This is a genomic window from Nocardia sp. GTS18, assembly GCF_013839555.1.
Classification (GTDB): Bacteria; Actinomycetota; Actinomycetes; order Mycobacteriales; family Mycobacteriaceae; genus Nocardia; species Nocardia rosealba.
The window spans coordinates 32497-48501 of record NZ_JACBIU010000029.1; the positions used below are offsets into that span (position 1 = coordinate 32497).

A 16005-nucleotide genomic window follows, 5' to 3' on the forward strand; every position below is an offset into this window, starting at 1 on the left:
GCGCGGTCAGCCGACGGGATCGGCCGCGATGATATCGGTCGGGGTGCCCGCCCGGATGAGGGCGCGGCGGGTGTCGTCGATCATCTTGGCTGATCCGGCGATCTGGATCTGCCGATCGGCCCAGGCGCCGAAACTGGTGACCACCGCACCGAGGTTCCCGGTGAGCCTGCGGTGCATGCCCGGTGGCGGCTCCGACGGGGTGGGCGGATACCACCACGGGTTGTCGGGCTCCTCGCACACCGGCACGATCGTGAGCCACGGATTCGATTGCGACAGCTGCCACATGTTGTTCACGTCGTACAGGTCCCCGGGGAAGCGTCCGCCGATGAAGAAGTGCACGCGCGGGTTGATACCGCGCTGACTCATCTCGATCAGCTGTGCGCGCAGCGGTGCGATCCCGGTGCCCGAGCCGATCATCAGCACGTCACGCCCGGATTCGCGGTCCACCTGCAGCCCGCCGAGCGGTCCGGCGATCTTCCACCGGTCGCCCACCTTGGTGTCGTTCACGATGGCCGGGCTCACCCAGCCGCCACTCACCCGCCGCACATGGAATTCGATCTCGCCGTACGGGTTGGCGGGGATGGCGGGCGAGAGGTAACGCCACATGTTCGGCCGTTGCGGCACCGCGATCGGCACGTACTGGCCCGCCTTGAACGGGATCGGGCTGTCGGCCTGCAGCCGGACGATCGCCAGATCGTCGAGTACCCGGCGATGACCGACCACCGTCGCTTCCCAGTACGGCTGCGATTTGTCCTGGTTGGCACCGATCGCCATGGCCGCCGAGATCACGATGGTGACATCGCGCCAGCCCTCGTCGAGTTCCCGGTTCCAGCGGTTGCCGTGGTAGGTGCGCAGCGCACCGAGCAACGCGAGCCCCGCCATGTCGTAGTGGTCGGCCTCGACCCCGTACTTGCGGTGGTCGCGCGCCAATTGCTCGAGGAACCGCTGGGCGCGGTCGAAGTCGTCGAGATGTTCGAGGACGAACTGCACCGCCGTGGTCAGCCGTTTGGGCTGCATGTCCATGGTGGGCGGAAAGAGATCACGCAACCTTGGGTCCTGTGCGAACAGGTGTCCGTAAAAAGCCCTGGTCAGCCGCTCGGGGCCGCCCGGTGCCTCCATCACTCCGCGAAAATCGGCGCGGACCAGCGCAAGCGAACGCGCATCCACGTCGTCAAGCTCCCTTTCCTAGAATTGTTGCCCGGTAGCCCCGCCCCCGCGGCGGACGCCGTCTCAAGTATCCCCTGAAAACGCCAGCTCGGTGCAGGGATGCTCATCACGCCTCGCGGATCGTATGCCCAGCGCTGCCGTGCGTCCGCGAGTTCGCGTCATCGATATGGGTCGGTGATCTTCCGTAGTTCCTCGAGCGCCCCGCGCAGCGCGGTCGACCGTCGCGGCCCGAGGTGGGCGAGCCATTCCGACTCCACCTGGCGCGCCGCCTGATTCGCGACCTCGACGGCCCGTGCCCCTTTGTCCGATGGTCGCAGCAGCCGCGCGCGGCCGTCGCTGGGGTCGGGTTCGCGTCGCAGGTACCCGGCGCGCACCAGCTGGTCGACGAGCACCCCCGCGGTCTGCTTGGTGACCTGCGCCTCGGCGGCCAAGTCGGTCAACCGCGACCCGTCCGGCCCGATCCGCGCGACCAGTCGCGCCTGGGCCGGGGTCAGGTCGTCGAAGCCGCCCTCGCTCAGCGCGTCGAGTACCCGCCGCTCCATCTCCCGGTACGGGATGAAGAGCAGAACTCCGAGATTGAGCTCGTCAGCGGGCATGGCACTCCTTGATTCGGTCAGTAATGCTGACTATATTAGTCAGAAAGGCTGACTACAAGGAGCCGAGCATGGACCCCGATCAGTACTGGCGAACCATCACCGATCAGCGCCGCGCCATCGCCGGGCTCCTGGCCGAGCTCACTCCCGCCGAACTCGACGCCCCCTCGCTGTGCACGGGCTGGCGCGTCCGCGATGTCGCCGCGCACGTCGCGCTGGCACCCCAGCCCCCCGGCCCGCTCGCCATGCTGCGCGAGGCCGCCCGCGCCCACGGCAGCTTCCACCGCCTCAACCACGACCTGGCCGTCCGCTACGCCGACACCACCCCCGACCTCGCCACCGCACTCGCGAGGCTGGCCGATTCCCGCGACCTGCCCGTGGTCACCGACCATCGCAACATCCACTTCGACGTGATCGTCCACGCCCAGGACATCGCCCGCCCGCTCTCGCGCACGATCGAAGTCGACGCGCAGGCGTGTGTGGTTGCCGCACAGCGTGTCTGGACGATGGGCTGGCCGTTCTGGGCCCGCCGCCGGCTACGCGGTGTGTCCCTCGTGGCCGACGACTCCGCATGGGCCGTTGGGACCGGCCCCGAAATCCACGGCTCCACGCTGGATCTGCTCCTACTTCTCACCGGAAGACCGAGCGTTCTGCCCGCCCTGACGGGCGCAGGTGTGGAGTCGCTGACCGCACGATGAGAGGCCGGCTGCTGCCGGTTTGCTCACCCCTCGAGCCCGGTTCCGGGTCCGAGGCCCGTGCTAATCTCCCAGGTCAAAGCAGTGGACCGGCGAGAAGGGGTGGGGATGAAACGGGCGGGGATGGCGATAGTGCTCGCGGGTCTGGCGGTTGTCGGGGCGACCGGATGCGAGGACGGGACGTCGACGTCGAAGGGGACGACTACGACGGCCAAGCCGGTGTTGTGGAATCCGTGTACGGAGATTCCTGATGCGTTGTTGACGGAGGTGGGGGTCGACCCGGCGACGGAGGAGAAGGGGGTTGCGGGTATTCCGCAATCGGGGTGGGAGATCTGTGGCTGGGAAGGCCCGAATTACTCACTCACCGTGTACACGACCAGTAAGAAGGTCGAGGAGTTCGAACAGAAGCCGGGGAACGTCGATTTCCGTGACGTCACCATTGCCGGTCGATCAGGCCGCGAGTTCCGGGTCGCTGGTGCCTCGAAGCACCTCGACTGTGACGTCGTCTTTCCGAGCTCGCAGGGTGTGGTCCAACTGCAGGTACTTGGCTCTCCATTGATCGACGACCTCGAGGACCCGTGCGCGACTCTGGCGACTGTGGGCGAGGTTCTAGTGCCCACGTTCCCGAAGTAGGCAGGTCGCCCGATGGCCGAAGCGAACCCGTACGACAACCTGCTGAGCCAAGCCAAGGCCGGTGCGGTCTATCTGAATGACGAAGCCGCCGCCTACCACATGTTCAAAGCCTGCGACGTGCGCCTGAACGACCTCCGCGGATTACGCGATTCTGTGCGACGAACACAGGCTGTGAGCGGCTTCGGTGATTTCCAGATCGCAAAGGACCTCGAAAGGAAGTTTCTCCTCCAAGCGACGGGGGAGGAGAACTCGATCGACAATGTCATCCTCAAAGACATCGAAGCCGTGCAGCGATTGCGCGAAGTCTTCGCCCTCTCGTTCAAACGTCTCACCGGAACCGATATCGAAAACGCCAACGCCATGGACTACATCTCCGAGCAGGTGACCCCATGACCGGCATGCAGAGCATCAACGGCCTCGACCTCTACGGCAAGCTGCGCGACCTGGTCTCCTTCTCCGGTGACGACGGCGAACTCGACGGTTCCGAAATCGCCGACATCCAGGACGAATACAACGACCAGCGCGCAGTCACCCGGCAGAAGGCGAGCCAGCTCGGTTTCGACGGCGAATTCCGTCCGCGAACGGTCGTCGAGAACAACCTGTTCGCCGGTACCGTCGCCGAGCTTCGCGCCAAGGTCGACAAGATCGATCTCGATGCCGTCAACGATCTGATCGGCGCGTGGACCGAGATCTCCACCCGCAACGCCACCTCCCTCGACGAGTTCCGCAAGCAGATCTCGCGCGGGATGTCGCCCGATGTCTGGGCGGGTTCGGCCGCGAACGCCGCCGCCCAGACCGTCGCGGCCTACGACACCACGGGCAAACGGGTCACCACCGCGGCCGCCCTCACCAGCAACAAACTGGTCGAGTTGCGGACGGGCCTCGAACCGACGAAACGTCTTGTGCCCCATAAGCCCGAGCACCGCAGCGGCGTCGACAACTTCACCGGCCTGTTCACCGGCCGAGCGTGGCGCGATGACGATGTGGCGGAGGAGAATGCGCGGGTCGAGGCGGTGCGTGTACTCCAAACCGTCTATGCGCCGGTCGTTTACGAGTCCGACACGAATGTTCCGGTCATTCCGATCCCCAAGGCTGTGGACAACGCTGGGGATCCCGAAATTCCCGGTGGTGGTGCACGTCCCGGCGATCAAGACTCGCCCACCGGTCAGCCCGCGGCGACACCGAGCACGCCCGCGGCTGTCACCCCGGCGACCGACCCCGGCGAAACGCCCGGCGACACCTCCGCCGACGACGAAGACCAGAATTCTTCCGAGGACGACACCCCACAAGCCACCGACCCCTCGTCGACCACCCCGGCCTCGACGACTCCCGCCGCGACCACCCCACAATCGACGACTCCAGGATCTCCCGGAAGTTCGAGCAGCACAGGCCTTCCCGGTGGCGGCTCACCGGGCTCAGGCGTGCCGGGTGCCGGTTCCCCCGGCGCCAGTTCGCCGGGGGCGGGTGCGGCGGTACCCGGCAACCCCGCGTCGGCCGGTGCAGGGGCGAACCGTGGCGGCGGAGCGGGCGCTGCGGGCCGCTCCGGGATGCCCGGGATGATGGGCCCGGGCGCGGGGCGCGGCGGCGGCAAGGACGACGAGTCGACCAAGGACATCCCCGACTACCTCGTCACACAGGAGAACGGCGAGGAGCTCACCGGCCTGGACAGCCTGCCCAAGATGGTCCCGCCCGTCATCGGCGCCGACTGAGTGCCGATCTCGATGGAACAGAGTAGATTTCCCGTGCGCACCTGGCATCTCACCGCCCTCGACTTCCGCACCCTGTGGGAAGCCGCGGGGCGCGACGTCCTCCCGTACCCCTTACATCACCAGTACACCGACGTCGAGACCTACGCCGAGGTCCTGCGCCTGCGTCGCAAGGCCGCCGAGAACCTGATGGCCGAATTCGACTCCGACCTCGACCGCGCCATGGCCGCCCTGCTCGCACCGCACGCCCGCGTCGAGGTGGCGGGTGCGTCGCGCGGCGTGCGAACCATCCGCGCCCACGGCGGCACCCGCGACACCTACGCCTCCCTCGCCGTGCAGGCCCCCGGCGACACCCGCAACCCCGGCGACATCACCTTGCACTTGATGACCCCCAACGCCCTGGCCGCCGCCGTCCTCTCCACCCTCCCCAAAGTCTCACCCGGCCGCGGCCGCGAATTCCGCGTCACCGCAGCCGAACTCGCGGCCCCCCGCCCGCACACCCGCGACCGCTGGAACCCCACCCCCCGAGAACAACTGGAAACCTTCCTCGCCAAACCCACCGACACTCTCACCCACATCGGCGTCTACGCCCACGCCAGCGTCGACAACCGCCACACCGAAGGCCGCGACGACTTCCAGCTCCACGACCTCCCCGGCGACGGCCGCTACGTCTTCTACGGCGAAACCACCTTCACCGTAAAACCCACCACCCCCACTCGAATCCACAAAACCCTCACCACCATCCTCGAATCCACCGCCACCAAAGCCCGCACCGGCACCTACCGCCCGGCCTGATCGTCGAGGGCGCCCGGTCGAGGTCGGCTGCAGCCCCGGCAGCTCGAGGCGGGTGGATCAGATGGCCAGCACGGTCTTTCCGCGTGCACTCCCCGCGCCGAGTACGGCGGGTGCGGCTTCCAGCGGCACCGTCATCTGGACCGGGACCACCACATCGCCTGCCGCCACGCGCCCGAGCAAACGGCTCAGTTCCGGACCGCGCCCTTTGGATTCGAAGTTGCCGCCGGTGATGCCGCTCTCGGTGAGTGCCTGTTCGTCGGCGGCCCAGACGGTGGAGTAGGCGTGGCCGCCGCGGCGAACGAGGGTGGCGTGGTCGGCGAAGGCCGGTGCGGTGCTGACCAGGTCGAACAAGACGTCGATGCCGTCGGGGTGGGTGAAGCGCACGGCGTCGACGATGTTCGAGTCGACCTGGGTGGAGGGGTCGTGCGGGTCGGTGCGGACCTGGGTGTAATCGACGGTTTCGGCGGCGCCGAGGCGGGCGACCTGGTCGGTGGCGTCGGCGCGGGCGGTCGCGATCACGTGGGCGCCGGCGATATTGGCCAGCTGCACCAGAAAGGAACCGACACCGCCGGTGGCGCCGACGATCAGCACGGTCTGGCCGGGCTGGATGTGGGCGGCGTCGACCAGGTCCTGGGCGGTGAGCCCGGCGATGGGCAGGGCGGCGGCGGCGACCGTGGTGATGCCGTCGGGGATCTTCACCAGCGTGGCGTCCTCGGGAACCGTCGCGTACTGGGCCCAGCTGCCGTGGCCGGCGGGGGCGGTCAGGAATTTGCCGACCACCTTGTCGCCCACGGCGAACGAGGTGACGCCCGATCCGACCGCCGACACGGTGCCCGCGCCGTCCACGCCGAGGATCATCGGGAAGTCGGTCGGCATTTTTCCTTCGAGCAGCCCGTCGGCCATCTTCAGGTCGAACGGGTTGACCCCCGCGGCGTCCAAGGCGACCTGCACTTCACCCGGACCGGGTTCGGGCACCGGCATATCGGCGAGTTCGGGAGTGGCACCGAACTTGTGAACCACGATGGCGCGCATGGTCGACAACTCCTCGTATCGGGGGTGATCCAGGCACCGCAATCCTAGGCTGAGGGGGCTCCGACATGCGGCGTAGCGTGAGGCGGCGTGGCGAACCGGCGAGAAAAAGATTAAGTTGAGCGGAACAGACTCAACTTTGCCGACGTTGAACAAGTCGATACCGGAATTACCCCGAGGAGACCAGTGGACTCGTTCAATCCCACCACCAAGACCCAGGCGGCCCTGACGGCCGCCCTGCAGGCCGCGTCGGCGGCGGGCAACCCGGAGATCCGTCCGGCGCACTTGCTGGTGGCGTTGCTGGATCAGACCGATGGCATCGCCGCCCCGCTGCTCAAGGCCATCGGTGTCGACCCCGCGACCGTCGAACGGGAAGCGGGCGACATCGTCGACCGGCTGCCGCGCGCCACCGGCGCCACGACCACACCGCAGCTCGGCCGTGAGGCGCTGGCCGCGATCACCGCCGCGCAAAGGCTGGCCACCGAACTCGGCGACGAATACGTCTCGACCGAGAACCTGCTGGTCGGCCTGGCCGACGGCAGCGGCGAGGTGGCCGAGCTGCTGCGCAGACACGGCGCCACTCCCGAAGCGTTGCGTGATGCCTTCACCACGGTGCGCGGCAGCGCGCGGGTCACCAATCCCGACCCCGAAGCCTCCTACCAGGCACTCGAGAAGTACTCCACCGACCTCACCGAGGCCGCCCGCACCGGCAAGCTCGACCCGGTGATCGGGCGCGACACCGAGATCCGCCGTGTGGTGCAGGTACTGTCGCGGCGCACCAAGAACAACCCGGTGCTCATCGGCGAACCGGGCGTCGGCAAGACCGCCATCGTCGAGGGCCTCGCCAAGCGCATCGTCGACGGTGACGTGCCGGAGTCGTTGCGCGGCAAGAAGGTCGTCTCCCTCGACCTCGGCGCGATGGTCGCGGGCGCGAAGTATCGCGGCGAGTTCGAGGAGCGGCTCAAGGCCGTGCTCGACGACATCAAGAACAGCGCGGGCGAGATCATCACCTTCATCGACGAACTGCACACCATCGTCGGCGCGGGCAGCACCGGCGACTCGTCGATGGACGCGGGCAACATGATCAAACCGCTGCTCGCGCGCGGTGAGCTGCGCCTGGTCGGCGCCACGACGCTCGACGAGTACCGCAAGTACATCGAGAAGGACGCCGCGCTGGAACGTCGGTTCCAGCAGGTGCTGGTCGGCGAGCCGACGGTGGCCGACACCATCGGCATCCTGCGCGGCATCAAGGAACGCTACGAGGTGCACCACGGCGTGCGGATCACCGACTCCGCGCTGGTGGCGGCCGCGACGCTGTCGGACCGCTACATCACCTCCCGCTTCCTGCCGGACAAGGCGATCGACCTGATCGACGAGTCGGCGTCGCGGCTGCGGATGGAAATCGACTCGCGCCCGGTCGAAATCGACGAGGTGGAGCGCGCGGTGCGCCGACTCGAGATCGAGGAGGTCGCGCTCGAGAAGGAGACCGACGAGGCGTCCAAGCAGCGCCTGGAGAAACTGCGCCAGGAACTGGCCGACGACCGCGAGAAGCTCAACCAGCTCACCACCCGCTGGCAGAACGAGAAGAACGCCATCGACTCGGTGCGCGGGCTCAAGGAGGAGCTCGAGCGCCTGCGCGGCGAATCCGAACGTGCCGAACGCGACGGCGATCTCGGCAAGGCCGCCGAGCTGCGCTACGGCCGCATCCCGGCGCTGGAGAAGCAGCTGGCCGCGGCCGAAGAGGCCAGCGGTGCGGCCGCGAGCGGTGAGGTGATGCTCAACGAGGAGGTCACCCCGGACGACATCGCCGATGTGGTGTCCTCGTGGACCGGTGTGCCGGTGGGGCGGATGCTCGAAGGCGAAACCGCGAAACTGCTGCGGATGGAGACCGAGGTCGCCGGGCGTGTCGTCGGCCAGGAAGAGGCCGTGCAGGCGGTGTCCGACGCCGTGCGCCGCTCGCGTGCCGGGGTGGCCGACCCGAACCGGCCGACGGGCTCGTTCATGTTCGTCGGGCCGACCGGTGTCGGTAAGACCGAGCTGGCCAAGTCGCTGGCGGAATTCCTGTTCGCCGACGAACGCGCCATGGTCCGCATCGATATGAGCGAGTACAGCGAGAAGCACTCGGTGGCTCGCCTGGTCGGTGCGCCTCCCGGTTACGTCGGCTACGACCAGGGCGGTCAGCTCACCGAAGCGGTGCGCAGGCGGCCGTATTCGGTGGTGCTGTTCGACGAGATCGAGAAGGCACACCCGGACGTGTTCGACATCCTGCTGCAGGTGCTCGACGAGGGCAGGCTCACCGACAGCCAGGGCCGTACGGTCGATTTCCGCAACACCATCCTCATCCTCACCTCCAACCTGGGCGCCGGTGGCACCAAGGACCAGGTGATGGACGCGGTGCGCCGAGCGTTCAAGCCGGAGTTCCTCAACCGGCTCGACGACGTGGTGATGTTCCACGCGCTCGACGCGAAACAGCTGGAGTCGATCGTCGACATCAACCTGCGTCAGCTGCAGAAGCGGTTGTCACAGCGCAGGCTCACCCTCGATGTCACCGAGGAGGCCAAGCAGTGGCTCGCGGTGCGCGGTTACGACCCCGCCTACGGCGCGCGCCCGCTGCGCAGGCTGATCCAGCAGGCCATCGGCGACAGCCTGGCCAAGGAACTGCTCTCCGGCACGGTCACCGATGGCGACACGGTGTCGGTGAGTGTGGACGACGCCGCCGACAAGCTGGTCGTCGGCCGCGAAGTTGTCCACAGTTCATGATTTATCCACAGCCCGGTGCGTAGGACCCTCTCTACGCGCCGGGCTGACCTACGCTGGGGACATGACGAATCCGAACGATCCGTGGGGACAACGCCCGGAGGATTCGCCGACGGAACGGCTGGGTTCGCCAGGGAACGAAACCACACGGCCGTACGGCGGTGGGTTCGACGAGTGGGGCCAACCGTCGAACCCCACCCAGGCGTTACCGCCGCACGACGCTCAATGGGGACCGTATGAAAGTGGTTATCCCGCAGAGCAACCCGCACCCCAACCGGCCTACGGGCAGGGATATCCGCCCGCCCCGCCGCCGGGCTACGGGCCGCCGCAGCAGCCCGAATATCCACCGCGACCACAGGACGGCGACCAGGAACCGCCGAAGAAGCACACCGGCCTGTGGATCGCGCTCGGCCTGGCCGTCGTGGCGCTCATCGCCTTCGGCGGCATCCTGGCCGGTCTGATGCTCACCGGTGGCGGCGGTTCCGACGACGACACCGCCGCCGCACCACCCACCACCCAGACCCTGCAACCACCGACCAGACAGACCACCCCGACCGCGCCGCCGAACGCGAGCGGCCTGCCCGGCTTACCCGGCCTCGGCGGCACCGAAGACCTCGGCGCCACCATGGGCAGCATCACCGCCAACACCGGCTCCGAGATCACCATGAGCACCCTCGGCGGGTCGAGTGTGCGGGTGCTGATCGACGAGGCCACGCAGGTGATCTCGCTGAGCACCACCAAGGCGAGCGAACTTCCGGTGGGTGACATGGTTATGGTGCAGGGCGACAAGAACCCAGACGGGTCGATCCGCGCCAAGATCATCATCAGCACGGCGCTCCCGAGCGGCCCCCGATGAGCGACCCGCGCGTCGAATCCCCGGTGCTACCGGGCAATCACGGCGACGGCTGGATAGGCTAGGCGACGATGACGGCTATGTGGTTCGGCTTGGCGGCGATCGCACTCGTTGGTGCGGTCGTACTGCTGTATTTCGATCGGGTCCAGCGACAGCGCACCGGACACGCCCGCCAGGTGTGGGCGAAGTCCCAGGGCTATACCTATGTGTCGGTGGAGCCCGCCCTCGCCTCGACGTGGCGGCGCGGCGCGCTGACCAAGCTCGGGTACCTGTCCGCGGTCGACGTGGTCTCCGGCATCCGCAAGGGCGAGAAGTTCGTGCTCTTCGACCTGGAAGACGCCGCCACGCTGGTGGCCGTGCGCCGCCAGATCGGGTCCGAGATCGACGTCGACATGCGGCTCAAGACCGCGTCGCCGCCCAAGGACCACGATCTGGAACTGCTCGGCGCCATCGGCGACCGGGTCGTGTTCGCCACCGACCCCGAGATCGCCCGGCACGCCGTCGACCAGCGGATGGTCGGCTTCATCGAATCCCTGTCCGATACCGTGCAGATGCTGTGGAGCGAGGGCAACTGGACCCTCGGCATGCTCCCGGTCGGCAGCGGGTCCAAGGACTGGGAGACCGCGATCGACGCCGTGCTTCGCCTGTCGGGTCTGCTGCACGTGCTGCCGCCGGTGGCCGAGCCGAACGAATACACCCGTCCCCGTTCGGGAATCGGTGAACCCTCGCCCGACGGGTTCCGCGACGAGTACGACGACGACTACGCTCCGGCCGCCCGCGTGCCCGATACCGACGGCCGCGCCCGCTTCCCCGGTCCCGACGACGAAACCGATGTCGACGACCACTACGGCCGCGCCGCCGAACCGCTGTTCCCCGCGCGCCCCGCCCAGGCACCCGAGGACGACTACGACCGCCTGCCGCCGCGCAAACCCGCCTTCGCGGCCGACCCGGATTTCGATCCCGACCTCGACGACCCGGATTTCGAGGACCAGCCCGCACCCGGCCGCCGTCCGCTCGGCGAACCGCCGAAGCGCCCGTCGCTCGCCGTCGTCCCGGAACCGCGCCCGCGTGTGGAGCCACCGCGTCCGCGCGCGGAAGACCCGCGTCCGCGCGCGGACGAGCAGCGTGCCGACGACGAGTCCGACCAGCCCGGCGGCCCCTTCCACCCCGGCTTCCGCCCCTACCAGGGCCCCGTCCCGAAGTGATCCCGATGCCGTGACACGGCATCATCCGTCGACCCGAATCGACCAGCTATGACCGATATTCCCGCGCGCCTGCCCGGTGCGTCCCGACCCGTCGCCCTGATCACCGGCCCCACCTCCGGCATCGGCCTCGGCTTCGCCCATCGCCTCGCCGCCCTCGGCTACGACCTGGTGCTTGTCGCCAGGAACGAGGTGCGGTTGCGTGGCCTCGCCGACGAACTCGGCCGCCGGTACGCCACCTCCGCCGAGGTCCTCGTCGCCGACCTCGCCGATGACGACGACCGCGCCCGCGTCGCCGAACGTGCCGAGGCCGGCCTCCAATTCCTGGTCAACAACGCCGGTTTCGCGCACTCGGGGGAGTTCTGGACCCTCGAACCCGCCGAGTTGCAGGCCCAGCTCGATGTGAACGTCACCTCGGTCGTGCAGCTCACCAGGGCCGCACTCCCCGCGATGATCGCGGCCGCGTCCGGTTCGATCGTCAATGTGGCCAGCGTGGCGGGGCTCGTGCCCGGCCGCGGATCCACCTATTCGGCGTCGAAGGCCTATGTCGTCGCCTTCACCGAAGGTCTCGCGGGCGGACTGTCCGGCACCGGTGTGCGCATCCAGGCCCTGTGCCCCGGCTTCGTGCACACCGAGTTCCACGAGCGCGCCGGCATCGAGATGAGTTCGCTGCCCAAGGCGCTGTGGCTCGAGGTGGACCAGGTGGTCGACGGCTGCCTGCACGACCTGGAAGCGGGCCGGGTCATCAGCGTTCCCGGCCTGCAGTACAAGGTCATCACCACGGTGGCGGGGATGGTTCCGCGCACCCTCATCACGCGGCTCAATCGCGGCCTGTTCAACGCACGCGGCAGGACCTAGGGCATGGCGTGGGCCCCGGCGGCGGCAGCGTAGCGTAATCGCGCAGGGCCCACGCAGATGACCGAAAGGAAACCGCATGATCGACCAGGCACGTCAGGCGCTCACCGAAGCCGATCGCGACCAGTTGGCCGCGCTCGTGCGCGAGCTCGCGGTCGTGCACGGCAAGGTGACACTGTCCTCGGGCAAGGAGGCCGAATACTACGTCGACCTGCGCCGCGCGACGCTGCACCACCAGGCCGCCCCGCTGATCGGGTCGCTGCTGCGTGAGCTGGTCGCCGACTGGGACTTCGACGCCGTCGGTGGGCTCACCATGGGCGCCGATCCCGTCGCGATGGCCGTCATGCACGCGCCCGGTCGCCCGATCGATGCCTTCGTCGTCCGCAAGGCCGCCAAGGCCCACGGCATGCAGCGCCAGATCGAGGGCCCCAACGTCGTCGGCAAGCGGGTGCTGGTGGTCGAGGACACCACAACCACGGGCAATTCGCCGCTCACCGCCGTGCGCGCGCTGCGCGACGCGGGCGCCATCGTGGTGGGTGTGGCCACCGTCGTGGACCGCGAAACCGGTGCTGACCAGGTGATCGCCGCCGAGGGGCTGGAATACCGGTCCATCCTCGGTCTCGACGACTTGGCTCTGAGTTAGCCTGAACATCGGAAAACTCGGACGGCGACGAAGCCGTCCGGCAGGTGAGAAGGACGTGTGAGTCACCCGTGGTGAGCATTGCAGTTAACAAAGGTCGCGACAACGTCGCGATGCTCGGGATCGGTGCCTACCGCCCGCAGCGCATCGTCAGCAATGCCGAGGTGTGTGAGGTTCTCGACTCGACGCCCGACTGGATCTTCGAACGCACCGGCATCCACAACCGGCGCTGGATCAGCGGCGACGAGACCATCCGCTCGATCGCGGCGGCCGCGGGCGAGCGCGCGCTGAAGAACAGCCCGGTCGACCGCGCCAAGATCGGTGCGGTCCTGCTGTGCACCTCGAGCTGGCTCAAGCTCACCCCGCACGGCGCGCCGTCGGTGGCCTACGACCTCGGCCTCAACGGTGTGGCCGCGTTCGACCTCACCTCCGGCTGCGGCGGCTTCGGCTACGGCCTCGGCGTCGCCGCCGACCTGATCCGCGCCGGTTCGGCCGAATACGTGCTGGTGATCGGCGCCGAGACCATGACCGTCGGTCTCGACCCGACCGACCGTGGCACCGCGATGATCTTCGGTGACGGCGCTGGCGCCGTCGTCGTCGGCCCGGCCGAGGAGAACGGCATCTCGCCCACGGTGTGGGGCAGCGACGGCGAGAACGCCGAAGCCATCGCCCAGGACGTCGACTTCCTCGCCTACATGAACAAGGCCCAGGCCATGCAGGGCACCGATCCCGAGGTGGAGCCGGTCGGCCGCATGTCGCTGCACATGGAGGGCCCCAAGGTCTTCCGGTGGGCCGCGGTCACCCTGCCGCGCGCCTTGTCGGCGGCGCTGGACGCCTCCGGTGTGGCCAAGGAGGACATCGAGGTGTTCATCCCGCATCAGGCCAATGCCCGCATCAACGAGCTGATGAAGAAGAACCTCGGCCTCGCCGAGAACATCCCGATGGCCAACGACATCGAGAACACCGGCAACACTTCGGCCGCCTCGATCCCGCTGGCGATGGAGGAGATGCTGGTGACCGGTAAGGCCAAGGGCGGTCAGCTGGCGCTGCTGCTCGGCTTCGGCGCGGGCCTGAGCTACGCGGGCCAGGTCGTCACCTTGCCGCCCGCCCCGAAGGAACCGAGCTTCTGACGATGCGTCCGTTGCGCGCGGGCTATCTCGCGGCGGCGGCGGTCACCGTTTTCGGTGCCGTCACCGGCCGCGAACGCCTGCAATGGGTGGCCAAGCCGCTGCTGATGCCGCTGCTCGCGGCCGACGCGGTGACCAGTGGCGCTGTCGACCCGGCCGAGCGTCGGATCTTGCTCGCCTCACTGGCCGCCGCCACCGTGGGCGACGTCCTGCTCATCGACCCGGACGACGACCGCCGCCTCATCGCGGGCGCGTCGTCGTTCGCGGTGATGCAAACGGGATACTCGCTGCTGTGGTGGCAGCGTGGGGCCCGTCCCCGTCCCGAGATCGCCGTGCCGCGTCTGCTCGCCTGGGCGGGCGCGGCCGCGCTGCTCCGTGCCAAGGCCCCGGCACTTGCTCTGCCGCTCACCGCGTACGGCGCGACGCTCGGAACCGCCGCGACCCTCGCCTCGGACCCTGCCCTGGCTCCCGACGCGAAAAACATTGCCGGACTGAACATTCCGAACGAGGACCCGCGCAGCCGCTACGGCTCGGGCGCGTTGCTGTTCACCGTTTCCGACGGCCTGATCGTCCTGCGCCGCCTCTTCGCGAAGTCCGAAAGATCCCGCCGCATCACCGAAGGCATCATCCTCGCCACCTACGCGGCGGCCCAGTACCACCTCACCGTCGCACCACCGACCCGGGCTGCGACAGCCGCCGACCAGAAGGTGCGCTGAACGCGGCTCGAGTTGCACCCTGACTGCCGCGACGGCGACTGGGCGGCATGGGTGCACCAGGACGCGAGCGTCGACCCTCAGGCCGGGTCGACGCGTGCCGACCCGCCGGTCAGCTCACCGCGAGGAACGTCAGGACGGTCGCACCGATACGGATGATGTCACCATCGCCCAGCAAAGCCCCACTGTCGATGGGCAATTCGTTCACATAGACACCATTGGCCGAATGCAGATCCTTGATCAGCAGGCCGGCACGGCTGGGCATGATGTGGGCGTGGTAGCGGCTCGCCTTGGGGTCGTCGAGGACCAGTTCGTTGTCGGTCATGCGCCCGATTCGCAAGCCGCCGTGCGGAATCGGGATGGTGCGGCCGTCGGCGAAGCGCAGGTTGCCGTTGCGGATCGAGCGCGGCACCTCGGTGACGGTCTCCGTCATCGCGGCGGCGACCTGCTCGGATCGCTTGAAGGCCTGCACATTCAACGGTTCCTGGCGAAGGACGCGCTGCTCGAGTTCGATCAGCGCGGCGCCCGGGTCGATGCCGAGTTCCTCGGCGAGGACGGAACGAACCCGGCGGCACGCCTCGAGCGCGTCGGCCTGACGACCAGACAGGTACAGCGCGGTGATGAGCTGACCCCACAGCGGTTCGCGCAGCGGGTTCTCGTTGGTCATGGTGACCAACTCGCCGATCACCGAAGACGAACGCCCACAGGCGATTTCGGCATCGATGCGGGCAGAGGCGGCGAGCAGTCGCTCCTCGTTCATCGCGGTGGCGAAACCGTCGGCGAACTGCAGACCGGCCAGGTCGGCCAGCGCACGCCCCGACCACTCCCGCAGCGCCGCGCCGAACAGGTTGGCCGCACCGGGGTGGTCACCGGCGTCGAGGCAGCGCGAACCGGCCTCGCGTGCGTTCTCGAAGCGGCCCAGATCGCAAGCGGTGTCGGGGATTTCGAGCCGATATCCGGCGCCCTCGGTGCGCAGCACCTGTGCGGAGTCGATTCCGGCGTTGCGCAGCGCCTTGCGGATATTGGAGACGAACACCTGCAGGCTCGCCGCGTACGAGTCGGGCGGATCCTCGTTCCACACCATCTCGGCGAGCACAGCCGACGACACCGCGCGCCGCCGGTTGACGGTGAGCGCGGCAAGCAGCGCGCGCGGCTTGGGCCCGCCGACCGCTACCGGCTCACCGCCGACGAGCAGTCGAACGGGCCCGAGCACACGGACATCAAGACTCATGAGCTCGGG

Annotated in this window: 16 protein-coding genes; 12 read left to right on the forward strand and 4 right to left on the reverse strand. The window is 68.4% G+C overall.

Annotation, left to right across the window (positions count from 1 at the left end):
* Nucleotides 1–6: 6 nt before the first annotated feature.
* A complete protein-coding gene (locus tag HYG95_RS19895) occupies nt 7–1167 on the reverse strand; it encodes an FAD-binding oxidoreductase (RefSeq protein WP_181699895.1) in 1161 nt (386 codons plus the stop codon).
* A 158-nt stretch (nt 1168–1325) separates the two neighbouring features.
* Complete coding sequence (locus tag HYG95_RS19900; protein ID WP_181699897.1) at nt 1326–1763, reverse strand: MarR family winged helix-turn-helix transcriptional regulator; 438 nt, start codon at nt 1761–1763, stop codon at nt 1326–1328.
* 68 nt (nt 1764–1831) lie between these two features.
* On the opposite strand from HYG95_RS19900, the gene HYG95_RS19905 reads away from it, so the two are divergent.
* From HYG95_RS19905 to HYG95_RS19925, 5 genes are all read left to right on the forward strand, one after another.
* Entirely contained in the window at nt 1832–2458 is a 627-nt protein-coding gene (locus tag HYG95_RS19905; protein ID WP_181699899.1) for a maleylpyruvate isomerase family mycothiol-dependent enzyme, read from the forward strand.
* A gap of 105 nt (nt 2459–2563) precedes the next feature.
* Entirely contained in the window at nt 2564–3088 is a 525-nt protein-coding gene (locus HYG95_RS19910) for a DUF3558 domain-containing protein (RefSeq protein WP_181699901.1), read from the forward strand.
* Nucleotides 3089–3100: 12 nt separating this feature from the next.
* Nucleotides 3101–3481: a hypothetical protein gene (locus HYG95_RS19915; protein ID WP_181699904.1), complete on the forward strand. Its 381-nt coding sequence runs from the start codon at nt 3101–3103 to the stop codon at nt 3479–3481.
* Nucleotides 3478–4797 (forward strand): hypothetical protein, encoded by a 1320-nt coding sequence (locus HYG95_RS19920; RefSeq protein ID WP_181699906.1) that lies wholly within the window; start codon nt 3478–3480, stop codon nt 4795–4797. The genes HYG95_RS19915 and HYG95_RS19920 overlap by 4 nt, the downstream gene beginning before the upstream one ends.
* 33 nt (nt 4798–4830) lie before the next feature.
* On the forward strand, nt 4831–5589 hold the full coding sequence (locus tag HYG95_RS19925; RefSeq protein WP_181699908.1) for an ESX secretion-associated protein EspG: 759 nt from the start codon (nt 4831–4833) through the stop codon (nt 5587–5589).
* Nucleotides 5590–5646: 57 nt separating this feature from the next.
* Here the strand turns inward: HYG95_RS19925 and HYG95_RS19930 are convergent, their stop codons facing one another.
* The gene (locus HYG95_RS19930) at nt 5647–6621 is read right to left on the reverse strand and encodes an NADP-dependent oxidoreductase (protein WP_181699910.1); all 975 of its coding nucleotides are present in this window, start codon (nt 6619–6621) and stop codon (nt 5647–5649) included.
* Nucleotides 6622–6804: 183 nt separating this feature from the next.
* On the opposite strand from HYG95_RS19930, the gene clpB reads away from it, so the two are divergent.
* The 7 genes from clpB to HYG95_RS19965 all read left to right on the forward strand — a co-directional run bounded on the left by clpB (nt 6805) and on the right by HYG95_RS19965 (nt 14768).
* Nucleotides 6805–9378 carry an ATP-dependent chaperone ClpB gene (clpB, locus tag HYG95_RS19935; RefSeq protein WP_181699912.1) on the forward strand — a complete coding sequence of 858 codons (2574 nt, stop codon included), beginning with the start codon at nt 6805–6807 and terminating at the stop codon, nt 9376–9378.
* A gap of 61 nt (nt 9379–9439) precedes the next feature.
* Nucleotides 9440–10231 (forward strand): DUF5666 domain-containing protein, encoded by a 792-nt coding sequence (locus tag HYG95_RS19940; protein WP_181699914.1) that lies wholly within the window; start codon nt 9440–9442, stop codon nt 10229–10231.
* Between the two features lie 68 nt (nt 10232–10299).
* Nucleotides 10300–11433: a hypothetical protein gene (locus HYG95_RS19945; RefSeq protein WP_255495561.1), complete on the forward strand. Its 1134-nt coding sequence runs from the start codon at nt 10300–10302 to the stop codon at nt 11431–11433.
* Between the two features lie 48 nt (nt 11434–11481).
* A complete protein-coding gene (locus HYG95_RS19950) occupies nt 11482–12288 on the forward strand; it encodes an SDR family oxidoreductase (protein ID WP_067484317.1) in 807 nt (268 codons plus the stop codon).
* Between the two features lie 76 nt (nt 12289–12364).
* Nucleotides 12365–12928 (forward strand): orotate phosphoribosyltransferase, encoded by a 564-nt coding sequence (gene pyrE, locus HYG95_RS19955; RefSeq protein ID WP_181699916.1) that lies wholly within the window; start codon nt 12365–12367, stop codon nt 12926–12928.
* A 68-nt stretch (nt 12929–12996) separates the two neighbouring features.
* Nucleotides 12997–14055 (forward strand): beta-ketoacyl-ACP synthase 3, encoded by a 1059-nt coding sequence (locus HYG95_RS19960; RefSeq protein ID WP_181699918.1) that lies wholly within the window; start codon nt 12997–12999, stop codon nt 14053–14055.
* Nucleotides 14056–14057: 2 nt separating this feature from the next.
* Nucleotides 14058–14768, forward strand: a complete 711-nt coding sequence (locus HYG95_RS19965) for a lysoplasmalogenase (protein ID WP_181699920.1) — start codon at nt 14058–14060, stop codon at nt 14766–14768.
* 109 nt (nt 14769–14877) lie between these two features.
* Here HYG95_RS19965 and HYG95_RS19970 read toward each other — a convergent pair whose 3' ends face one another.
* The gene (locus HYG95_RS19970; protein ID WP_181699922.1) at nt 14878–15996 is read right to left on the reverse strand and encodes a BTAD domain-containing putative transcriptional regulator; all 1119 of its coding nucleotides are present in this window, start codon (nt 15994–15996) and stop codon (nt 14878–14880) included.
* Nucleotides 15997–16005 lie beyond the last annotated feature (9 nt).